Source organism: Acinetobacter sp. NBRC 110496, from assembly GCF_000876115.1.
Lineage (GTDB): Bacteria > Pseudomonadota > Gammaproteobacteria > Pseudomonadales > Moraxellaceae > Acinetobacter.
Genome location: NZ_BBTF01000016.1, coordinates 13,530 through 35,715 on the forward strand (window position 1 = coordinate 13,530; position 22,186 = coordinate 35,715).

General features: G+C 43.8%; 20 protein-coding genes and 1 riboswitch. Of the genes, 12 read left to right on the forward strand and 8 right to left on the reverse strand.

Going from position 1 to position 22,186, the window contains the following annotated elements:
* Nucleotides 1–30: 30 nt before the first annotated feature.
* Complete coding sequence (locus Aba26S_RS09845) at nt 31–1,176, reverse strand: sensor histidine kinase (protein ID WP_005240194.1); 1,146 nt, start codon at nt 1,174–1,176, stop codon at nt 31–33.
* Here Aba26S_RS09845 and argH point away from each other — a divergent pair.
* Nucleotides 1,167–2,600, forward strand: a complete 1,434-nt coding sequence (gene argH, locus Aba26S_RS09850; protein ID WP_010589809.1) for an argininosuccinate lyase — start codon at nt 1,167–1,169, stop codon at nt 2,598–2,600. The genes Aba26S_RS09845 and argH overlap by 10 nt on opposite strands.
* 9 nt (nt 2,601–2,609) lie before the next feature.
* Complete coding sequence (locus Aba26S_RS09855) at nt 2,610–2,882, forward strand: oxidative damage protection protein (RefSeq protein WP_005240196.1); 273 nt, start codon at nt 2,610–2,612, stop codon at nt 2,880–2,882.
* Between the two features lie 292 nt (nt 2,883–3,174).
* Here the strand turns inward: Aba26S_RS09855 and phoU are convergent, their stop codons facing one another.
* Nucleotides 3,175–3,897 carry a phosphate signaling complex protein PhoU gene (gene phoU, locus Aba26S_RS09860; RefSeq protein ID WP_005240197.1) on the reverse strand — a complete coding sequence of 241 codons (723 nt, stop codon included), beginning with the start codon at nt 3,895–3,897 and terminating at the stop codon, nt 3,175–3,177.
* Nucleotides 3,898–4,044: 147 nt separating this feature from the next.
* Nucleotides 4,045–4,165: riboswitch (TPP riboswitch) on the forward strand.
* Nucleotides 4,166–4,249: 84 nt separating this feature from the next.
* Between phoU and thiC the strand changes: the two genes are divergently transcribed.
* The 5 genes from thiC (at nt 4,250) to gluQRS (ending at nt 9,655) form a co-directional block, all read left to right on the forward strand.
* Nucleotides 4,250–6,145, forward strand: coding sequence for a phosphomethylpyrimidine synthase ThiC (thiC, locus tag Aba26S_RS09865; protein WP_005240201.1), 1,896 nt, complete (start codon nt 4,250–4,252; stop codon nt 6,143–6,145).
* 75 nt (nt 6,146–6,220) lie between these two features.
* Complete coding sequence (locus Aba26S_RS09870; protein WP_005240202.1) at nt 6,221–6,832, forward strand: NUDIX domain-containing protein; 612 nt, start codon at nt 6,221–6,223, stop codon at nt 6,830–6,832.
* Between the two features lie 22 nt (nt 6,833–6,854).
* Nucleotides 6,855–7,670, forward strand: a complete 816-nt coding sequence (gene cpdA, locus Aba26S_RS09875) for a 3',5'-cyclic-AMP phosphodiesterase (protein WP_005240204.1) — start codon at nt 6,855–6,857, stop codon at nt 7,668–7,670.
* A gap of 458 nt (nt 7,671–8,128) precedes the next feature.
* Entirely contained in the window at nt 8,129–8,659 is a 531-nt protein-coding gene (gene dksA, locus Aba26S_RS09880) for an RNA polymerase-binding protein DksA (protein WP_004656335.1), read from the forward strand.
* Between the two features lie 132 nt (nt 8,660–8,791).
* Nucleotides 8,792–9,655, forward strand: coding sequence for a tRNA glutamyl-Q(34) synthetase GluQRS (gluQRS, locus tag Aba26S_RS09885; protein ID WP_043971746.1), 864 nt, complete (start codon nt 8,792–8,794; stop codon nt 9,653–9,655).
* A gap of 52 nt (nt 9,656–9,707) precedes the next feature.
* Here gluQRS and ftsW read toward each other — a convergent pair whose 3' ends face one another.
* The 5 genes from ftsW to Aba26S_RS09910 all read right to left on the reverse strand — a co-directional run bounded on the left by ftsW (nt 9,708) and on the right by Aba26S_RS09910 (nt 15,103).
* Nucleotides 9,708–10,901: a putative lipid II flippase FtsW gene (ftsW, locus tag Aba26S_RS09890; protein ID WP_005240208.1), complete on the reverse strand. Its 1,194-nt coding sequence runs from the start codon at nt 10,899–10,901 to the stop codon at nt 9,708–9,710.
* Between the two features lie 10 nt (nt 10,902–10,911).
* A complete protein-coding gene (murD, locus tag Aba26S_RS09895; RefSeq protein ID WP_005240210.1) occupies nt 10,912–12,270 on the reverse strand; it encodes a UDP-N-acetylmuramoyl-L-alanine--D-glutamate ligase in 1,359 nt (452 codons plus the stop codon).
* A 418-nt stretch (nt 12,271–12,688) separates the two neighbouring features.
* On the reverse strand, nt 12,689–12,940 hold the full coding sequence (locus Aba26S_RS09900) for a DUF6587 family protein (RefSeq protein ID WP_005240211.1): 252 nt from the start codon (nt 12,938–12,940) through the stop codon (nt 12,689–12,691).
* A 49-nt stretch (nt 12,941–12,989) separates the two neighbouring features.
* Nucleotides 12,990–14,846 (reverse strand): ferrous iron transporter B, encoded by a 1,857-nt coding sequence (locus Aba26S_RS09905; RefSeq protein WP_005240213.1) that lies wholly within the window; start codon nt 14,844–14,846, stop codon nt 12,990–12,992.
* Nucleotides 14,843–15,103 (reverse strand): FeoA family protein, encoded by a 261-nt coding sequence (locus Aba26S_RS09910; protein WP_005240215.1) that lies wholly within the window; start codon nt 15,101–15,103, stop codon nt 14,843–14,845. Before Aba26S_RS09910 ends, Aba26S_RS09905 begins: the two co-directional genes overlap by 4 nt.
* A 206-nt stretch (nt 15,104–15,309) precedes the next feature.
* Between Aba26S_RS09910 and xerD the strand changes: the two genes are divergently transcribed.
* The 4 genes from xerD to thrC all read left to right on the forward strand — a co-directional run bounded on the left by xerD (nt 15,310) and on the right by thrC (nt 20,137).
* Complete coding sequence (xerD, locus tag Aba26S_RS09915) at nt 15,310–16,230, forward strand: site-specific tyrosine recombinase XerD (RefSeq protein WP_005240217.1); 921 nt, start codon at nt 15,310–15,312, stop codon at nt 16,228–16,230.
* A 134-nt stretch (nt 16,231–16,364) separates the two neighbouring features.
* Nucleotides 16,365–17,180: a DsbC family protein gene (locus tag Aba26S_RS09920; RefSeq protein ID WP_005240219.1), complete on the forward strand. Its 816-nt coding sequence runs from the start codon at nt 16,365–16,367 to the stop codon at nt 17,178–17,180.
* 410 nt (nt 17,181–17,590) lie between these two features.
* A complete protein-coding gene (locus Aba26S_RS09925; protein ID WP_005240221.1) occupies nt 17,591–18,892 on the forward strand; it encodes a homoserine dehydrogenase in 1,302 nt (433 codons plus the stop codon).
* 105 nt (nt 18,893–18,997) lie between these two features.
* Nucleotides 18,998–20,137 carry a threonine synthase gene (thrC, locus tag Aba26S_RS09930; protein ID WP_004802157.1) on the forward strand — a complete coding sequence of 380 codons (1,140 nt, stop codon included), beginning with the start codon at nt 18,998–19,000 and terminating at the stop codon, nt 20,135–20,137.
* A gap of 131 nt (nt 20,138–20,268) precedes the next feature.
* On the opposite strand, the gene pbpG is transcribed toward thrC, so the two are convergent.
* Complete coding sequence (gene pbpG, locus Aba26S_RS09935; protein WP_128568544.1) at nt 20,269–21,333, reverse strand: D-alanyl-D-alanine endopeptidase PBP7/8; 1,065 nt, start codon at nt 21,331–21,333, stop codon at nt 20,269–20,271.
* Between the two features lie 211 nt (nt 21,334–21,544).
* Between pbpG and Aba26S_RS09940 the strand changes: the two genes are divergently transcribed.
* The gene (locus Aba26S_RS09940) at nt 21,545–22,180 is read left to right on the forward strand and encodes a response regulator (RefSeq protein ID WP_005240224.1); all 636 of its coding nucleotides are present in this window, start codon (nt 21,545–21,547) and stop codon (nt 22,178–22,180) included.
* Nucleotides 22,181–22,186 lie beyond the last annotated feature (6 nt).

Sequence of the window (22,186 nt, forward strand, 5' to 3'; positions counted from 1 at the left end):
ATCCATCATTTTTATGGTTAACCGGACTTATTATTTTACTTGATAGTGGTAATTCACCACCGTCGTATATAACGACACTCCCCCGTAAATCTGAAACTTGACCGTTTGCCCATAATAGGCCTTCAAGCGCTGCTCCACATTCTCGATCGCAATACCATTTCCTTTTCTCGATTTTATTGTATCGTGAGAATAAGGGTTAGTAATGACTATACTGACTTGATTTTGCAATATTTCAACCAATACGCTAATGGTTGAAGGCTGCAAAACTTTTTCCACTCCATGAAAAATACTATTCTCAAGCAAAGGTTGCAATGTTAATAGTGGGATCGTGACCCGTTTTAATTCGATGGGAGTTGCCTGTATATTCCATTCTACATTTAAACGCGCGCCTAAACGCATTTTTTCTATACTTAAATAGTGCTGACACAAATCAATTTCCTCGGCCAGACTCACCAGCTTCAGTTCCTGAAAACTGGCTCTAAACAGCCGGGATAAGTTGATCAGCATATTTTCGGCTTTATCAGGGTCAATCGTGATTAAACTCACCACACTATTTAAACTATTAAACAAAAAATGTGGATGAATACGTGCCTGCATTGCCTGAATTCGGGCATTCAACTCGCTATATTGCTGATTCATCCACTGCTCACGCATGTATAAATAGCGCATGCAGAAAGCACCCAGCAACACCCCATAACCTAAGTGCAAGCTGGTGCCCTGAAATAAAATCTCTTCAGAAAATGCTCCAGAACGTGTGACCCAATATTGCAGAATATTCACAACACAGGTGGTGAACAGGACAATCAGTTGCAGCAGAATAAAACCCAGAACCAGAGCGACCTTTTGACTAAACTTGGCAAAGAAGTCCTGAAAATAATCGACCAATGCCGAAAATGATAAAATCACCCAGTTAATAAAAAACATATATTGCAAGACACGAACACCCTCCAAAGCCTGCCACGACCTTGCTTCCGCCAATGCCAGTACCATCGCCAGAACATTACTGGCAACAATTAATTCTAATAAGTGTTGCCATTGCCCAATTTTCGTAAAAAAATAGGAGCCTGATGGATTTCCCCCCTGACGAGTTTGCGATAACTTCTTACGTCGAGTTTCGGCAACTGCGTTTGGATTTGCTATACTCTTTTTTATTTTGCTGAGCCGCCATGACCACATCTTCTCAATCCTCTTCTTCAGCCAGCCCGAATCAAACCTCTGGAATGTGGGGCGGTCGCTTCTCTGAAGCAACTGATGCTTTTGTTGCAGAATTTACCGCATCTGTGCAATTTGACCAACGTTTTTATAAACAAGATATTGCAGGTTCGATTGCACATGCCACCATGCTTGCTAAAGTCGGAGTGCTGACTGAAGCTGAACGTGACGACATTATCCAAGGTTTAAGCACGATTAAAGCAGAAATCGAAGCAGGCAATTTCGAATGGCGCATTGATTTAGAAGACGTACATATGAACATTGAGTCTCGTTTGACTCAACGAATTGGCATTACAGGGAAAAAATTACATACGGGCCGTAGCCGTAACGACCAGGTTGCCACTGATATCCGTTTATATTTACGCGATGAGATCGATGACATCCTAGGCTTATTACTTCGCTTACAAAAAGGCTTACTCAGCTTAGCCAGCAACAATACCAACACCATCATGCCCGGCTTTACCCATTTACAAACTGCCCAACCCGTCACTTTCGGCCATCATTTATTGGCATGGTTTGAAATGTTAGTGCGCGACACTGAGCGTTTGCAAGACTGTCGTAAACGTGTCAATCGTATGCCGCTCGGCTCAGCGGCATTGGCAGGCACCACCTATCCGATTGATCGCGCCTATACTGCAGAATTACTGGGTTTTGAAGCCGTTTCAGAAAACTCGCTGGATGCGGTCTCAGATCGTGATTTTGCCATTGAATTTAACGCAGCGGCGTCTTTAATCATGATGCATTTATCACGCATGTCAGAAGAACTGATTCTATGGACTTCAGCTCAATTCAAATTCGTCAACATTCCAGATCGCTTCTGCACCGGCTCATCCATCATGCCACAGAAGAAAAATCCAGATGTTCCAGAACTGGTTCGTGGTAAGTCAGGCCGTGTATTTGGTGACTTAATCAGCCTATTGACCCTCATGAAAGGTCAACCTTTGGCATACAATAAAGACAATCAGGAAGACAAAGAACCTTTGTTTGATGCAATTGATACCGTTCGTGGTTCATTGATGGCCTTTGCCGATATGGTGCCTGCTTTGGTTCCAAATATCGAAATCATGCGTGAAGCCGCGTTGCGTGGCTTCTCCACCGCAACTGATCTGGCCGACTACCTTGTGAAAAAAGGTGTTGCATTCCGTGATGCGCATGAAATTGTCGGTAAAGCAGTGGCTTTAGGCGTGGCAGAAGAAAAAGATCTATCTGAACTCACCCTCGAACAACTCCAACAATTCTCTGATTTAATTACAGCAGATGTTTTTGATAAAGCACTCACGCTAGAAGCTTCTGTCAACGCCCGCGATCACATTGGTGGTACCTCACCAAAACAAGTCGAAGCTGCGATTGCTCGTGCGCATACTCGCCTAGAACAGCTATACGTTTAAGGATCTACAATGACTAGACAAGTCTTTTGCCGTAAATACAAACAAGAACTTGAAGGTTTAGACTTTGCTCCCTTCCCTGGAGCCAAGGGCCAAGAGTTATTTGAAACGGTTTCCAAACAGGCATGGCAGGAATGGTTAAAACACCAAACCACGCTCATTAATGAAAAACGCTTAAACGTGTTTGAACCGGATGCGAAAAAGTTTCTTGAAGAACAGCGCGAGAAGTTTTTCAATAACGATGAAAGCGTCGAAAAAGCTGAAGGCTGGACCGAAGAGAAATAAGTAACTCGGTTTAACTTACGATAGAAAGAGAGCTGAAAACGGCTCTCTTTTTACGTGATATTTACATAAGTAATAAAGCCTTACAGAGTATACACAGTTGTCTACATGACACATCCATCAGCTCAGCCTATAGTTGTATGCAGAAGGACAAAGAGATACGTTGATATCTCACGTAACGCATGATATTTCTCTCCCAGACTTTCCCCCGAAGTCTGGGATTTTTTTATTTGTATACCCTATAAATAAAAAACCACCCGGTATCGGGCGGTCTAAAGTTATTTTATTTTTACGCTTATTTTTGATGTACTTTCTGTTCAATTTCTTCGATGCTGGTATGACGTACATCCATCCCTTTCGCCATATAAATCACTTGCTCTGAAATGTTACGGGCATGATCGCCAATACGTTCCAAGGAGCGCAGTACCCACATGACATTAATCACGCGTGCAATATGACGAGGGTCCTCTATCATATAAGTCATTAAGGTCCGTGTCGCCGATTGATATTCACGGTCAATATCGACATCCGCCATTACTACTTTCAACGCTTGTTCAACATCTAAACGAGCAAATGCATCTAATGCATCATGAATCATGACACGAACCTGATTACCAATATGACGTGTTTCCATATAACCACGTGGCGACTCACCTTCTTCACAAAGGTTTTGTGCAATACGGGCAATTTTTGCAGCTTCATCACCGATACGTTCCAAATCTGTATTGGCCTTACTCATTGCAATGACCATACGTAAATCAATCGCGGCAGGATGACGGCGTGCAAGAATTAAGGTTAAACCTTCATCAATATCACGCTCAAACTGATTTACCGCATTGTCTTTGAACTGAACATCTATCGCTAAATTAGCATCTGTGTCTAATAAAGCATGAATTGAGTTAGCAACTTGCTGCTCTACCAATCCCCCCATGGTCATAAACTTGGTATGCACATCTTGCAAGTCTTCATTAAATTGTGAAGAAATATGATGACTTAACACAGGATTGCTTGGGCTCACAGTATGCCTCCACTAGACACATGGAAAAAATGATTGGTGATTAGAACATAGAAATGATGAAAGTTTTATGACAATAGCATGGATTTGCTGCTGAGAGATGAGCATGAATTGATACAACAAAAACTAAAAAATCTGTTAGTCTAAATGCCTAGCTTGACGGAGCGCAGTTAATCAACTGCTGAGATTATCTTAATCACCTGATTTAAAGATGAGTACCGTTGAACCTGATCAGGTTAACACCTGCGTAGGAATCAAGCCCAGCAAAAACTTAGCCTTTATTTATCATAGAGATAAATCCGCCATTGTTTTTGGTCGTGCTTGATTCGTTAATGCCATACATAAGGATCATGCCATGAACCAATTAACGAATCTTTCCCCTGCTGACATCTCCGCTCAACATGAGCAAGACGCTAAAGATTTAACCCGTATTTTACCTGCATCCCGCAAGGTTTATGTTGAAGGTTCTCGCCCTGATATCCAGGTGCCTTTCCGTGAAATCAGCTTAACCGAAACACCGACGGGCTTAGGGGGTGAACACAACCCAGCCGTCATGGTCTATGATACCTCTGGGGTATATACCGATCCAAATGTACAGATCGACTTAAATAAAGGCTTACCCTTGGTCCGTCAAGCATGGATTGAAGAACGTCAAGATACCGATGTACTTTCTGGTCTGAGTTCTGCGTTTGGCCAAGCCCGTTTAAAAGATATCCGTACTGCTGACATTCGTTTTGCTCATATTCAAAACCCACGCCGCGCACAAGCAAACAAAAACGTGACACAAATGCATTATGCCAAGCAGGGTATTATTACCCCTGAAATGGAATATATTGCGATTCGAGAAAACCAGCGCCAAGGTGAGGGTGTGGATATGCGTCAACATGCAGGTCAAAATTTCGGGGCGCAGAATTTAACAGAAATTACCCCTGAGTTTGTACGTCAGGAAGTCGCTGCTGGTCGTGCCATTATCCCAGCCAATATCAATCATCCAGAATGCGAACCCATGATTATTGGTCGTAACTTTCTGGTGAAGATCAATGCCAATATCGGCAACTCTGCGCTTGGCTCCTCCATTGATGAAGAGGTCGCGAAGATGACCTGGGCAACCCGTTGGGGCGCTGACACCATCATGGACTTATCAACAGGTAAGAATATCCATGAAACCCGAGAATGGATCATCCGCAACTCCCCTGTTCCAATCGGGACCGTTCCGATCTACCAAGCTTTGGAAAAAGTCGATGGTGTGGCTGAAGACCTCACTTGGGAGATCTTTAAAGACACCCTGATTGAACAAGCGGAACAAGGCGTGGATTATTTTACGATCCATGCAGGTGTATTACTGCGTTATGTACCCATGACAGCGAATCGTCTGACAGGGATTGTCTCTCGGGGCGGTTCGATTATGGCGCAATGGTGTCTGGCACATCACCAAGAAAACTTCCTGTACACCCATTTTGATGAAATCTGCGAGATCATGAAAGCCTATGACGTATCCTTCAGTTTAGGTGATGGTCTACGTCCAGGCTGTGTACAAGATGCCAATGATGAAGCGCAGTTTAGTGAACTAAAAACCCTAGGCGAACTCACCCATCGCGCTTGGGAACACGATGTGCAGGTGATGATTGAAGGTCCGGGGCATGTGCCAATGCATATGATTAAGGAAAATATGGATCTGCAACTTGAAGTCTGTAAAGAAGCACCGTTCTATACGCTTGGACCACTGACCACCGATATCGCCCCCGGCTATGACCATATTACGTCTGCGATTGGGGCGGCAATGATCGGTTGGTACGGCACAGCCATGTTATGTTACGTCACACCCAAAGAGCATTTGGGCTTACCCAATAAAAAAGACGTCAAAGATGGCATCATCACCTATAAGATTGCCGCACATGCCGCTGACTTGGCCAAAGGCCATCCGGGGGCACAAGTACGTGATAATGCCTTATCCAAAGCACGCTTTGAATTCCGTTGGGATGATCAGTTCAATTTAAGTCTGGATCCTGATACAGCACGTAGCATGCATGATGAAACGCTGCCAAAAGAAGCCCATAAGTCGGCACATTTCTGTTCCATGTGCGGACCCAAATTCTGTTCCATGAAAATCACACAGAATGTGCGAGATTATGCGCAAAATCAACACAATGCCAAGCAGTCAAACGATGCTGAAACAGAAGTTGAAGCAGGTCTCAATGCCATGAAAACCGCTTATCAGGAACATGGTCAAAAATTGTACCACAAAGTGTAAATCGACTAAAAAAAGATTTTCCTGCGAATCATTCTCGGTTAGGATGAGATATGTACAATCTCATCCTGATTGAAGATGACTATTCTTGACCACGCCAGCTACTCAGCAACCGACGTAACGATAGAATCTCGAGAGCCTCTATTTCGAGGGTTTATTCAAGTTGAGAAAGTGAGTTTAAAACACCGGTTATTTTACCGAGAAGATTATTCAACTTTAATTCAACGTGAATTGGTTCATCGTCCAGAAGCTGCGGGCGTTTTACTTTATAATGACCAACAACAACGTTTTGCATTGATTGAGCAATTCCGTGTCGGTGCGTTGAATGATCCTGTTTCTCCATGGCAACTCGAGATTATTGCAGGGGTACTCGATGGAGATGAATCTCCTGAAAACTGTATCCGCCGTGAAAGTCTTGAAGAATCAGGCTGTGAGATCACGACATTAAAACATTTATTTAGCTTCTACCCTTCTGCTGGTGCATGCTCTGAATTTTTTCATTTATATGTTGCAGAAGTTGATTTACCAAAAGACGGGGGCATTTTTGGAATGCCGGATGAGGGTGAAAATATTCAACTCCATCTATTTGATTATTCCGCATTAGAAGCATTATTAAATAACGGGCGGTTGAGAAACGCACCTGTAATCATGGCATTGCAGTGGCTGTCTCAACATATACAACAAAGATAAAAATCTGAAGGGGCTAAAGACGGTGACTTTCCAAGTCTCATCATTATCGCAACAAGATTTTGTGATGATACAGATTACTGATACACATTTACTCGAGTATCCCCATTTAGAATTTGTCGGCATGCAGCCCGAACAAAGTTTTCATGCTGTAATCGACTTGATGCGCCAACAACACCCTCATATTGACCTGATTGTACATACTGGGGACTTGGCACAATCACCAACCCCATTAACCTATAAGCGCTATGTCCAGCATATGCAAAGCCTGGGAATCCCCTTTTTCCAGACACCAGGCAATCATGACGATGTCTCGCATTTCCCATTTCATGAAGCAGATCAGGCACAGCCAACCGTGATTGAATTAGGGCAATGGTGCATTATTTTATTGAATAGTGCACAGCCCAAGCGTATTGACGGTAAAATTGCTGAGCAACAATTACAGCAACTCACCCAGTTGTTGATTCAATACCCTGATCGTCATGTGATTATTGCTTGTCATCACCATCCTTTTGCGATGCAGTCAGCATGGATAGATCAGCACAAACTCAAAAACTCATCTGACCTACTGGAAACGATCCAGCCCTTTTCCAACGTCAAAGCAATTGTCTGCGGTCATGTGCATCAGGATTCGATTAATACATGGCAAGGGATTGAGTTTTTATCCACGCCGTCAACCTGTATTCAATTCAAGCCAAAGAGTGATAAATTTGCTCTGGATGAAGAACATCCGGGCTATCGCTTTATTCGTCTCAAAGCCAATGGTGAATTGGAAACTCAGGTCTATCGCTTACCCACTTCGCAACGAATGAACAGTTCCGAAGTTCTGGGATATGATTAGGGACTGCTGACATTTCACAGATGCTTGTGGCAGAGGATATTTTTTAGACGGTACAAGGCAGGTTTTGTGAAGCTTAGTCATTCTCAGTAAACAAAACCTAACATCGTAGCGACAAAAAATCTCCCTGCCCCGCAGGGTTATGGCTAAAACATCCCTAAACTGCGTTATGAAACTTGACAAGGGAATCGCCATTGTCTGTATTTCATGCCTTGTTTATGTTGTTTTAGCCTATAACACAATGCATGGCTGAAATAGCAGCAGTTCCTAAAACTTTTGATTACAAATTACATTGTCGAATTCTCACAAAATCTAGACGGCAATGACTACCATCTTGCTCAAAAACTCTATATGATGTCGACCCTTGATGGGAAAAACCATCTCAGGTTTCTATAAAAACACTTGCATATCACCATATTTTTTGCGTATAGATAGTACGTGTAAGATGAGGAATGCCCTATATGGCGAATGACAACCAAAATCAAGTCTTGGACGAACCGACAGAAGTGATTGATGATCTGAAATCGGCGAAACGTGTCCGTAAAACCAAACCGAAGGCTTCAGAAGGTGGTACAACTGCTAGTCTGTTTGGAATTGCCCCTTATCAGCCGAAGAAAAATGAAGAATATATGTCTGAAGGACAACTTGAGCATTTCCGCCAAATTTTAAATGCCTGGAAAGCAGAGTTAATGTCTGAGGTTGATCGTACTTTAAATACGATGCAGGACGAATCGAGCGCATTGCCAGACGTCAATGACCGCGCGACGCAAGAAGAAGAATTTGCAATTGAGCTACGCACACGTGATCGTGAACGTAAACTCATTCGTAAAATCGAACAATCGATTGAAGCGATTCAAAACGAAGACTATGGTTTCTGTGAAACGTGTGGTATCGAGATTGGCTTACGTCGTTTAGAAGCTCGTCCAACTGCAACATTATGTATCGATTGCAAAACTTTGGCTGAAATCAAAGAAAAGCAAAACAACGGTTAATAATCCCTCCCAACCTCCCTTTAAAAAGGGAGGAGTACTGAGAATTTAGAAACTTATAATGTTCGAGTACTCCCCTCCTTTATAAAGGAGGGGTCTGGGGGAAGATTAAAAACACACGACCATTTAATCTTTATGTCTTATATAGGACGATTTGCGCCATCGCCAACCGGCCCCTTGCATTTTGGCTCCCTGCTCACCGCAGTTGCCAGTTATTGCGATGCCAAAGCCCATCACGGCCACTGGCTGGTTCGAATTGAAGATACCGATATCCCCCGCATTTATCCCGATAGCGAAACACATATTCTCGCATGTCTCGATGCCTTTCAATTTGAACCCGATGCAGAGATTATTTTTCAAAAAGATCGTTTCGAGATCTATGAGCAGGTGCTTGAGCAACTCAAGCAATTCGATGCGATTTATGCCTGCCAATGTACCCGTAAAATGCTGGGTTCCAATCATATCTATGCCGGGACTTGCCGCGATTTAAATTTAGCGTTTACTGATCAAGCGATTCGCTTAAAGGTTACTGATCAACAGATTTGTTTTGAGGACCGTTTACAAGGTCGACAATGTTCTAACTTACAGCATGAGCTTGGTGATTTTGTATTAAAGCGTCGTGATGGCATTATCAGCTATCAATTGGCAGTGGTGGTCGATGATTATCTGCAAGGCATTACCCATGTGGTGCGTGGTGCAGATCTACTCGACAATACAGCTCGACAAATCTGGCTAGGGTCTTTACTCAATTATCCTGCCCTAAGTTATATGCATCTCCCGCTGGCTATGAATGATCAGGGCCAAAAACTGTCTAAACAAAATCTGGCACAAGCCCTTGATATCAGCCAAGCGCCCGAACTTCTGCATCAGGCTATTCTAGCTTTGGGACAAGCATCTGTTGAACTGGATCAGCCACGTATCATGCTACAACAGGCCGTGCAGCAGTGGGATGTGAATTTAATTCCGAAAGGCATTCATTTAACTGGTACCTATTTATAAGCAATAAAAAAGCCCTGCATCATGACAGGGCTTTTTTATTTGTTTGAATATCCTAGAAATTCGACTCTTCTTTCACAGGGTTCAGCTCTTGTGTCGATGCATCAATTTTCAGGATTAAACTGATCATCGCAGCACACATCATCAATGATGTACCACCATAACTAATGAAAGGCAGAGTCAAACCTTTGGTTGGCATTAGCCCCATGTTCATGCCCGCATTTACCAGAATCTGCATCAGGAAAATGATGCTAATCCCGTAGGCCAAATAACCAGCACGTAAATAATTATGCTGTAAAGCACGATGACCAATACGAATACAACAAGCCAACATGGTAAAAGACAGCAGCATCACCACCGTCACACCAAAGAAACCGAACTCTTCCCCTAAAACCGCCAGCATAAAGTCGGTATGGGCTTCAGGCAAATAAGAAAGCTTCTGCACACTATGACCCAAGCCAGTTCCAAACCATTCACCACGACCAAAGGCCATCAAGGCATTGGAAAGCTGATAACCCACACCCAATGGATCAGCCCATGGGTTGGTAAATGAAATCAAACGCTGGAAACGGAACGGTTCAAAGATAATCAGTGCACTGACACCTGCAAAGATTGCACCCAGCATGATCAAGAACTGCGTGGCAGGTGCCCCCGCCAAGAAGAACACCCCCACCATCATTAACACGATAACGACGGTTGCCCCCAAGTCAGGCTCGGCTACGATAAACCCCACGGTTAAAGCCATCACACCACTCAGACGCAATAAACCTTTCCAGTGCGTTCGCACCTCTTTAGCACGGCGTACCACGTAATCTGCAGTGAAAATCGCCATCACAATCTTGGCAATTTCAGTCGGCTGCAAGGTAAAACCACCGACCTTGATCCAACGATGCGCCCCGTTCACTTCGGAACCCACCACCAACACCGCCAATAGCAACACAATAGTAATGAGCCATAATGGAAAGGCATTTTTAAACCACAGATTCAATGACACCCGATACGTCAGGAATGCGACCACCGCTGCCACGACAATTGAAATGCCGTGACGAATCAGGAAATAAAATGGGCTTTCATGAATATATTCCGCATAGGGCATTGAAGCCGACGCGACCATGACCGAACCGAAACACAGTAATGCAATCACACAAAAGATCAGAATATTTCGTGCCGTCATTTCTGCGGGCAGCTTGGGCAAACGATTGAGCAATTGCGAAATCTTTTGCACCGTATTTGGGGCTAAATCCGCCATAATTCTGTTCCTAGTTGTTCTTGTCATTCAACGCATGGACGCATGCCACGAATTGCTGTCCACGATCATTGTAACTTTTAAACATATCAAAGCTGGCACACGCTGGTGAGAGCAATACGACATCTTCAGCTTGCGTATTTTTCTGTGCCAATGCCACCGCTTCTTTTAAACTCTGTGCATGCTGAATGGCTGTCGCACCCTGAATCGCTTGCTCAATCACCGCTGCATCTTCACCAATCAAAATAACAGATTTCACATATTTCTGAATGGCTTCACGCAAAGGTTTAAAGTCTTGACCTTTGCCTTGACCACCTAAAATCAAAGCCAGCTTACCTTTTTTCACTTCAATTGCTACCCCCAAGCCATCAATCGCGGCCAGGGTTGCACCGACATTGGTACCTTTAGAATCATTGTAATAGCGCACACCATCAATTGTGTCGACATACTCGCAACGATGTTCCAATCCTTTAAAATGCTTTAAGGTTTCTAGCATAGATGCCGTTGGCAAACCAATCGCCTCACCCAATGCCAAACACGCCAAAGCATTGGCAACGTTGTGCATGCCTTGAATATACATTTCAGAGGTCTTAAGTAAACGCTCACGGCCACGCGCTAACCACATACTGCCATCCGCATCGCGCAACACGCCGTACTGATTTAGGTCTGGGGCATTCAAACCAAAGCTTTGCATCGCTGTTGCATCAGGAACTAAAGGGCGACTCAGGTTGTCATCACGGTTATACACCACTTTTTTCACGCCTTGGAAAATACGGTGTTTGGCCTTGTGATAGCCCAGCATATCACCATGACGATCCAGATGGTCTTCACTCATATTCAACACCACAGCAACCTCTGCATTCAAATGTGATGTGGTTTCAAGTTGAAAGCTTGATAGCTCTAAAATTAGTAGTTCTGGCTTGTCTTTGAGTAAATCCAATGCAGGACGTCCGAGATTCCCCCCCACAGCAACCTTTTTACCCGCTTCTTGCGCCATCAACCCCATTAAGGTGGTAACGGTGCTTTTTGCATTTGAGCCTGTAATCGCAACAATGGGAACTTCTGTGGCACGGCGTAGTAATTGAATATCGCCAACCACTGGAATGCCTTTTTCAATCGCTTGCTGAATTTCCGGAAGTTGCGGTGCAAGCCCTGGACTGAGAATGATTTCTTCTGCTTGTAATAACAGTTCCGTATCTAATTTGCCAAAACTGGTCCGTACAGTTGAAGGAATTTGATCATGGCCCGGCGGAGTCGCACGCGAGTCTGTTACTGCAACTTGGTAGCCTTGCTCATGCAGAAAGTTAACCGCCGACACCCCCGAAATTCCCAAGCCAGCCACAACTTTCAACCCGCCACGCTGTATTAACATTTTTGCCCCATTTTTTGCAGATCACAGAATGGCAAAAATGTTAGCACTTTACTGTTTTAAATGCTTTTTCAGTTTTAGTTTTATTCAATCTTTTTTGTGTCCGTGCGTAAAAACTTAAATCTATATAAAAAAGCGAATCCCTAATAAAACCAAGCCCCCCTAATCCACAGGCTTAAAGCCCTGTTACCAGCATTTAAATTCAGCACTCTCACGATAAGCATAAATCCAGCAAGATAAGACATGAACACCGTGATAATCCGTTTTTATAAATATTGATGTACAAAACTAGAGGAAATGATGTCAGCAATCGTCCTAAGCCAATACAATCATTTGTGTTTAAGCTAAATGATTTGTATGAAGTTAGCTTTTTTTTATTCCAAAAAGATTGCCCATCAAATGATGGGCAATCTTTTTAATATTAACGCCATTTGACCGTTTGAATAGTTTCTGGCTTTTTGGTTTCAGCCTCATCGGTTGAGCAACCGCAACCACCACCACAGCCCACTGCCATTTTAGGTTTTAACCACGTTGCCAAACGTTGCCAACCTAACCGCTGGCAAAGGTTTGACAGAGCTAGAAATACTGAACTTGCTGTTTGAGGAAACACCTTCTTAAAGACTACAACAGCACTCCACAGCACCAACACAGCAACAATCAAGTACTCAAACATAAGCCTCTCTCCAATGGTTTCCTCCCTTTTTAAAGAGAGGTGAGTTTTCTTAGCCCCAAATGCGTGATGCAATTTGGTAGGTGAAGAACGACATTAAATAAGCCAAACCAAACAGATATACCGTCATGACTGCCACATGCTTCCATGAACCTGTTTCACGGCGTACCGTTGCTAAAGTAGCTAAACAATGTGGCGCATAGATAAACCAAACCAATAATGACAAGCCTGTTGCTAAGGACCAACCCGAGCCATCCGCACTGATCAGATGCGTCAAACCTTGCGCAACAGCATCATCATCTGCTCCTGATAAGGCATAGACTGTGCCCAAAGCAGCAACTACAACTTCACGTGCCGCCATGGCTGGAATCAATGCCACTACAATTTGCCAGTTAAAACCTAAGGGGGCAAAAACTGGATGCAATAAATGCCCAAGCATCCCCGCCAGACTATAATCAATCGCAGGCTGTGTCGCCCCTTCCGGTGCTTGCGGGAAGGTACACAGGAACCACAAAATGATCGTCAATGCCACAATAATGCCACCAACGCGGCGTAAGAAAATTTTTGCGCGCTCTAATAGACCAATTGCAACACTTCTCATATCAGGGAAACGGTAACTTGGTAACTCCATCAGCAACGCATGCTGTGTTTTGTCTTTTTGCAAAAACTTCATCACAAACGCAACACACAGCGCACTCACAATACCAGCCATGTATAAACCAAACAGTACAAGACCTTGTAAATTGAAAATACCCAGTACGGTTTCACTTGGAATAAATGCACCAATCAACAGGGCATAAACAGGTAAGCGCGCAGAACAGGTCATCAAAGGTGCAACCATGATCGTGGTAAAACGATCACGTGGATCACTAATACTACGGGTTGCCATAATCCCTGGAATTGCACAGGCAAAACTCGATAACAACGGGATAAAAGAACGACCACTTAACCCTGCTTTAAACATTAACTTATCCAGTAAAAATGCCGCACGAGGCAGATAACCAGATTCTTCCAGAACCAGAATAAAGAAGAATAAAATTAAAATTTGCGGTAAGAACGCAATCACGGTTCCTGCACCAGCCAGCACACCGTCAACCAATAAACTTTGTAGTACAGGATGGCTAATCGTTTCTGTCAACCATTCGCCCAACCAAGGCACCACACCATCTTCGATTGCGCCCTTAAATGGTTCAGCCCATGAAAACACCGCTTGGAAAACGATAAACATCATGATCGCCAGACTCAACAAGCCCAACACTGGATGTAAAAAAATCTTGTCCAGAAAATCGGTACGCTTGTCTTCCTGATCAACAAAGTTCACGACATCTTTAAAAATCGCTTCAATTTTTTGATGTGAACTGCCTGCCAGACCACTGAGTTCAGTCTGAGGAATCGCATACTTGCCTTGATCAAGAGCATGCAATAAATTTTCGATACCTGAACTGCGTACTGCAACCGTTTCAACCACTGGTACGCCAAGACGCTCAGAAAGCTTTTGCGTATTGATCTGGATACCACGACGACGTGCCTCATCCATCATGTTCAAAACCACAAGGATAGGGCGACCCAACTCAATAATTTCCAGCACCAAACCAAGATGTAGTTTTAAGTTAGTTGCATCCACCACACACAAAAAAGCATCTTGTTGCCCTTCTTCCGCAATTTTACCTCGACAAACATCACGGGTAATTTCTTCATCAGGACTGGTGGCCTGAAGGCTATAGGTGCCTGGCAAATCCAGGACACGCACTGCTTTTCCAGAAGGGAGCTGAAAATGCCCGACTTTGCGTTCAACGGTGACACCCGCATAGTTGGCAACTTTTTGGCGTGTACCGGTTAAATGGTTAAATAAAGATGTCTTACCACAGTTTGGATTTCCCACAAGGGCAACACGTAACGCATCACTCATGCAGGTGCTCCTTCAAGTTGAATTTCAATTTTATCCGCTTCCGCTTTTCGTAACGCAAAACGCGTAAAACCGAGCTGGATTAGAATTGGATCTCCACCAAAGACCCCCTTGGTAACCACCTGTACTTGCGTACCCGGCACAAAGCCTAAACTTTCTAAACGAACTGCAACTAAATCTGGCTGTTCTGTCTCATCGACCACGCGATTGACTTTGGTAATCATCGCTGTTTGCTTGACTTTTAATGCTGACAATCGCACCGCTTCTAACCCTTAACCCTTTTTTGCTAGTATACAAGCAAATGAGAATAATTACCAAAACCAATCTCAGTGGCATTTACCGCTGTGACAGATCGACAACAAATCATTTTTCTTTTACAGTGCAAGACAATCAAAAATAAATCAGGGTCATACTCGGCCCAAAATATTGACCTCCAATTTTCACCTAGCCAAGCTTTCAACATCCTATGTTAAATAAAAAGCCACGTATTCCTGCTGCAATCCATATCCCGGAACATTTGAGTTTTTTACAGGGTTTTCGGGATTATCTGGTGGCTCAAACAGTGAGCCCACATACCCGTAATGCCTATTTGTCCGATCTGATCCAATGTAGTGAATTACATCCAACAGCAGCATTACCGCAATGGTCCAGTGACGACATCGCCGATGTGCTGATTGCACTCACCAAAGCGGGTAAAAGCCCACGCTCAATTGCACGTTGCCTATCTGCGTTAAGACAGTTTTATAAGTTTTTAAGAGAACAAAAGCTACGCGACGATAATCCGGTTGCCAACCACCATTCTCCTAAAATTGGACGTGCTTTGCCCAAGGATTTATCTGAACAAGATGTAGAAGCATTGATCAATGCACCTGACATCAACACAGCTTTAGGCTTACGTGACCGGGCCATGTTTGAAGTTCTGTATGCCTGTGGTTTACGCGTTTCCGAATTACTCAATTTACGTTTGGAACTGATCAATTTAAAACAGGGCTTTGTACGAATCACGGGAAAAGGTAATAAAGAGCGCCTCGTACCATTGGGACAATTTGCCTGTGACTGGATTGAAAAATATTTAGTTGAATCACGTCCACATCTGTATAAAAGTAACACTGATTACCTGTTTTTAACCCAGCATGGCGGCATCATGAGTCGACAAAATTTCTGGTATGCAATTAAACGTTACGCCTTACAGGCCAATATCCAAGCAGAGCTCTCCCCGCATACCCTACGTCATGCCTTTGCCACCCACTTGCTTAATCACGGTGCGGATCTGCGCATAGTACAAATGTTACTTGGACACAGTGATCTTTCCACCACACAAATCTATACCCATGTCGCACAACATCGCATGCAGGCGTTACATGGCAAATACCACCCACGGGGATAAAACCACCTTTTATCGAGGAGCCCGCTAAAATTTGATTCCGTTCACAGAGCCTATGCAAGATTTAACGAAGTAATTCATTTTTTTTGTTATGCTAGGCCCCTTATACAAATGAATTCGTACAAAAAAGGTTCTATATGTTGTTTACTCGGTCTCAGCTTGTAATTGCTTGTACATTAGCATCAACATTATTAGTCAGTGCTTGCTCAAAAGAAAACTCAGCACAAAAACAAGATGCACTCACAGCAAGTGCACCTGCGACAGGTGAAGCTTCAACCTTAAATGAGCGCAATGCACAGCAGCGTTTAGTCTCTACCTTAGAAAAACATTTCAAAACCGCCAATATCAATGCCAAGATTCTTGCGGTGAAGAAAACTGAAGTTCCAAACTTATACTGGATCAGCCTCGAAGGCATGGGTTCCGTTTATGCAACTGCTGACGGTCAATACATTATCCAAGGGGATGTGGTTCGTTTAGGCGACAAACAACTGCATAATGTCAGTGATGCCTTACAAGCAACCGAAAATAAAAAACATTTAGCGGCGCTGAAAACCGAAGATCTGATTGTTTACCCTGCACAGGGCGGTAAAGCCAAGCATGTGATCTATGTATTTACTGATTCGAGCTGCCCTTATTGCCATAAACTGCATGAACATTTAGCAGAAATTAATGCCAAAGGCATTGAAGTCCGTTACATCGCATGGCCACGTGGTGAACAATTCATGCCAACCATGCAAGCCATCTGGTGTAGCCAAGACCGTAAGGCTGCCTTTGACCAAGCAGCCAAAGGCTTACCCGTTTCGGCGGCAGAATGTAAAAACCCAGTACGTGACCAATATCAATTGGGCTTAAACATGGGGGTCAATGGCACACCTGCAATCTATAACGTCGATGGTGAGTATTTAGGTGGCTATATGACCCCTGAAGAAATCGTACAACGCTTAAACAAATAAGCGAAAATAACACCGCAAAATAACAAAGACTCGGGCGACAGATTAAAGATGATCGGGATAAGGTCTGTTACCACTTTATCCATGATTGCGACAGAGGAGATTTTTAGGCGATACAAGGCATGGATTGTGAAATTTAGTCTCTCTAAATAATGAGCAACGGCTAAAGTTGCGCAAGATAACGCAGAAGTGCCAAAAATCTCCCTGTCCCACAGGGTTGTGGCTAAAACTCCCTCATACGTCGTTATGAAACTTGGCAAGGGAATGTCACTCCCTACGTTTCATGCCTAGTCTGAAGGATTTTCAGCCATCAACGCAATTCATTTATAAAGTGACAACAGACCCTAGTGTCTGCGCACTTTTTTAGCTATGATCAAGCTTCATTAAAATGATTGAATATAATGGAGTGTGACGTGAAACCAGTTCGTCTGGCGATACTCGGTCTTGGTACTGTAGGTGGTGGAGCCCTTAAATTACTACAAGAAAATGCTGCGGAAATTAAACGCCGTACCGGTCGAGAAATTCAAATTACACACGTAGGCACACGCCGTCCACGTCCAGATTTACAACTCGAAGGAATCAAACAAAGTGATGACTTGATGGACATCGTACGTCAAGTTGATGTTGATGTTGTGGTTGAAGTCATGGGAGGGATTCATCCTGCCTATGAAGTCATCATGGAAGCCATTAAACATGGCAAACAAGTTGTCACCGCAAACAAAGCCTTACTTGCTGAACATGGCAATGAATTATTTAAAGCGGCTGAAGACAATGCCGTGCAAATCGCTTATGAAGCAGCGGTTGCAGGCGGGATTCCAATTATTAAAGTGATTCGTGAAGGTCTTGCAGCAAACCATATTGAATGGCTTGCAGGCATCATTAATGGCACAGGCAACTTCATTCTGACTGAAATGCGCGAAAAGGGTCGTGCTTTTGAAGATGTATTAAAAGAAGCGCAAGAACTGGGCTATGCCGAAGCAGATCCAACCTTTGATGTAGAAGGGATTGATGCTGCGCACAAACTTACCATTCTGGCGTCATGTGCTTTTGGTATTCCATTACAGTTTAATAAGGTCTATACCGAAGGCATCAGCAAAATCACCGCTCAAGATGTTAAATATGCAGAAGAGCTTGGTTTCCGCATTAAGCATTTAGGTATTGCACGTCGTGCCGAACACGGTATTGAATTACGTGTTCACCCAACGCTGATCCCTGCGGAAGAGCTCATCGCCAACGTCAATGGCGTGAAAAATGCGGTATTGGTTCAAGCCAATGCGGTCGGCCCAACCTTATATTATGGTGCAGGCGCAGGTGCAGGCCCAACTGCCTCAGCTGTAGTTGCCGATGTCATTGATATCGTGCGTGATATTTCTTATACCGAAGATGGTGCAGGTACTATTCCTCAGCTTGCCTTTGAAGCACTGACCAATGTGCCAATCTTAAGCCGCGAAGAAATGACCACAGGTTATTATATTCGTCTCAATGCTGAAGATCAGACCGGTGTCTTGGCAGATGTCACAACCATTCTCAGCCGTGCTGGTATTAGTATTGATGCCATCATGCAGCAATCACGCTTGAAAGACTTGATTCCAATCGTAATTTTGACAGATCCGATTGTTGAATCAAAAATGGATGAAGCACTTGCACAAATTCAAGCATTACCTGCAATTCGTGGCGAAATCGTAAGAATTCGTTTAGAATCGCTCGATAGTTAATCAGTTTAAATCTCCCCTCACCCCTCAATAAAGAGGGGGAACTCCTCCCTTTGGAAAAGGGAGGTTGGGAGGGATTTTCTCTCTACCTTATATTGGAACACCATCATGTCGAATGCCAATCGTTATACTGGTCTTGTAGATCGTTACCGTGACCGTTTACCCGTGTCTGCAACTACACGTGCAATTTCTTTAGGTGAAGGTAATACTCCACTAATTAAACTCGAGAACATTCCACGTATTATTGGCAAAAACGTCGAAATCTATGTGAAATACGAAGGTCTGAACCCGACTGGTTCATTTAAAGACCGTGGTATGACCATGGCGGTGACCAAAGCAGTTGAAGAAGGCTCTAAAGCAATTATCTGTGCCTCTACAGGTAATACTTCGGCAGCGGCAGCGGCTTATGCAGCACGTGCAGGCATTAAAGCATTCGTCCTGATCCCAGAAGGCAAAATTGCCATGGGTAAAATGGCGCAAGCAATGATGTATGGTGCGATTACCATGCAAATCCGCGGTAACTTTGATGATGGTATGCGTTTGGTCAAAGAAGTTGCAGATCAGGCACCAGTAACGATTGTAAACTCAATCAACCCTTACCGTTTGCAAGGTCAAAAAACCATTGCTTATGAAATCGTAGAAGCGCTTGGCCGTGCGCCTGATTATCACTGCTTACCAGTGGGTAATGCGGGGAACATCACTGCACACTGGATGGGTTATACCGAAGCGGTTGCCAACCAGCCAGCAGATCAGTTTGAACAAGTGATTTATGATGCTGCGACAGATCAATTCACAGGTCCTAAACCAGAAGGTTTACCGACTATGGTGGGTTATCAAGCCTCTGGTGCTGCGCCATTCTTACGTGGTGCACCAGTGGAGAACCCTGAAACGGTTGCAACAGCGATTCGTATTGGTAATCCACAAAGCTGGAACCATGCCAAAGCTGTGGTACGTGATTCTAAAGGTTGGTTTGATGAACTGACTGATGCTGAAATTTTAGAAGCACAACGCCTCCTCTCAATGTACGAGGGTGTGTTTGTTGAACCTGCTTCTGCTGCGTCAATTGGTGGCGCAATCCGTGATCTTAAAGCAGGCAAAATTGCTGAGGGTTCAGTGATCGTATGTACCGTAACGGGTAATGGCTTAAAAGACCCAGATACTGCAATCAAGCAATGTGCTGATGCGGTGATGCTGTCAATTGATGCCACCATGGATCAAGTGAAAGATTCAATTCTTTCAAATATGTAAGCATAACTTTGCAAGTAAAAAAACCAGTTGCTCGCAACTGGTTTTTTTATCTGAATACAAGCTGTATTCTTTGTAGCACGCATAAAAAAAGCTCTTCATAACAGAAGAGCTTTTTTTAACATTCATCTAGATTAAACGCGTTTTGGCAAACTGCTTAACCATGTCAATAGGTTGGTTGCATCACTATTACGAGCTTGTGAGCTTGGTGCACCCAATAAGACAACAACAGCTGGACGTGAATTCACCGTGGTGTGCATGACGACACAACGTCCCGCTTCATTGATATAGCCTGTTTTTGACAGGTTAATGTTCCAGCCACCATTACGAACCAATGCATTGGTATTATTTGATTTCAGTACACGATAACCTAAATTGAAATCATAGGTTGGCGTGGTTGAAAATTGGCGAATCAAACCATATTGCGAAGCAGTACTGACCAGAATCCCTAAATCACGTGCAGATGAAACATTGTGCGGATCTAAACCTGTAGATTCAGCATAACGTGTAGACGTCATGCCCAATTGCCTCGCTTTGGCATTCATTGCTGCAACAAAGGCTGGACGTCCACCTGGGTAAGTCCGCGCTAAAGCGGCCGCCGCAGGATTTTCAGACTTCATCAAAGCAAATAAAAGTGCTTCTGCACGATTCATGGTATCGCCCGCGCGTAAGGTCGAACTTGAATTCTTGCCACCTGCACCAGCGAAATCAATCGATTCCAGCGTGATTTCTTCTGACATGTTTAAGCGCGCATCAGCAGTCACCACAGCAGTCATCAATTTAGTAATCGACGCAATTGGAACCGACATGTTGCTGTTTTTACTGTACAGCACCTCGCCGGTCTGTGCATCCATCACCAAGGCAGCACGTGCATTGACTGAAGGTTGGCTGCTATACCCGAAAGTATCGCGAATTTGTGTCGACGACTGTGGCGCCGTTGAAGAGGTGATGGTTGACGAACTACCATTACGCAAAGTTGTGGTAACAGACGTTGAACCTTGCGGACTAATTTCTAGCGGATCATCATCTTCCATCAACTGACTAGCATCACTTGCAGACCAATTCATCGAAGCTGAACCGCTCACACGCGAAGAAGCTGGATTGTTATTCACAACCAGTTCAGCAAAACTTGTTGAGCTCCAGGCCAACAAGATAGACATGCTTAAAACATGCATGATAGATTTTTTAGAATTTTTCACGACACAATACTCAACTCAGGACGCTGCACATTTGCGCTTAACACCATTATGCCTTACATTTGAACAAATCGGGTAAAGCTTTTATAGACACAATTGTGTACAACTATTCGCTAAAAACGAAGAATAGGATTGCTAATTTTGTCGTTTCATTGCAAGCTAATTTTGCTTTATGTAACAAAAAACCAGTTTTTTTGAAAAAAAGGAGGTCTTCTTGATCACTGTTCTCGTTGTTGATGATCATGAACTCGTGCGCACAGGGATTTGTCGTATGTTGGAAGACCACCCTGATGTAGAGGTGATTGGACAAGCAGAATCGGGGGAAGAAGCGATTGCTTTGGTGCGTCAGAAACACCCTCAAGTGGTGCTCTTGGATGTTAATATGCCAGGTATAGGCGGTGTTGAAACGACCCGTCGCTTGTTGCAAAGTGTACCTGAAACTAAAGTGATTGCAGTCAGTGGTCTTGCGGAAGAACCCTACCCGTCTTTGCTCTTGAAAGCCGGTGCAAAAGGCTATATCACCAAAGGGGCACCTATTACAGAAATGGTGCGCGCCATTAATAAAGTGATGCAGGGCGGAAAATACTTCAGTGCAGATATTGCTGAACAGCTCGCCAGCTCTTATCTTTCAGATACCCAGCAATCTCCATTTGATGCCTTGTCAGAACGTGAAATGCAAGTGGCGATGATGGTCGTCAATTGTATCAGTGCACAAGAAATTGCAGACAAACTATTTGTCAGCGTGAAAACCGTAAATACTTATCGCTATCGTATTTTTGAAAAATTGGCAATTGACAGTGACGTCAAGCTAACTCATCTTGCGATTCGTTATGGCCTCATTAAACCTTAATACATC

Coding starts and splice junctions, on each gene's coding strand:
- Aba26S_RS09920 (WP_005240219.1), top strand. CDS start 16,365: ATGTTGTTTACTCGGTCTCAGCTTGTAATTGCTTGTACATTAGCATCA.
- argH (WP_010589809.1), top strand. CDS start 1,167: ATGACCACATCTTCTCAATCCTCTTCTTCAGCCAGCCCGAATCAAACC.
- dksA (WP_004656335.1), top strand. CDS start 8,129: ATGGCGAATGACAACCAAAATCAAGTCTTGGACGAACCGACAGAAGTG.
- Aba26S_RS09905 (WP_005240213.1), bottom strand. CDS start 14,846: ATGAGTGATGCGTTACGTGTTGCCCTTGTGGGAAATCCAAACTGTGGT.
- Aba26S_RS09900 (WP_005240211.1), bottom strand. CDS start 12,940: ATGTTTGAGTACTTGATTGTTGCTGTGTTGGTGCTGTGGAGTGCTGTT.
- gluQRS (WP_043971746.1), top strand. CDS start 8,792: ATGTCTTATATAGGACGATTTGCGCCATCGCCAACCGGCCCCTTGCAT.
- thrC (WP_004802157.1), top strand. CDS start 18,998: ATGTCGAATGCCAATCGTTATACTGGTCTTGTAGATCGTTACCGTGAC.
- xerD (WP_005240217.1), top strand. CDS start 15,310: ATGTTAAATAAAAAGCCACGTATTCCTGCTGCAATCCATATCCCGGAA.
- ftsW (WP_005240208.1), bottom strand. CDS start 10,901: ATGGCGGATTTAGCCCCAAATACGGTGCAAAAGATTTCGCAATTGCTC.
- Aba26S_RS09855 (WP_005240196.1), top strand. CDS start 2,610: ATGACTAGACAAGTCTTTTGCCGTAAATACAAACAAGAACTTGAAGGT.
- murD (WP_005240210.1), bottom strand. CDS start 12,270: ATGTTAATACAGCGTGGCGGGTTGAAAGTTGTGGCTGGCTTGGGAATT.
- thiC (WP_005240201.1), top strand. CDS start 4,250: ATGAACCAATTAACGAATCTTTCCCCTGCTGACATCTCCGCTCAACAT.
- Aba26S_RS09870 (WP_005240202.1), top strand. CDS start 6,221: ATGACTATTCTTGACCACGCCAGCTACTCAGCAACCGACGTAACGATA.
- Aba26S_RS09845 (WP_005240194.1), bottom strand. CDS start 1,176: ATGTGGTCATGGCGGCTCAGCAAAATAAAAAAGAGTATAGCAAATCCA.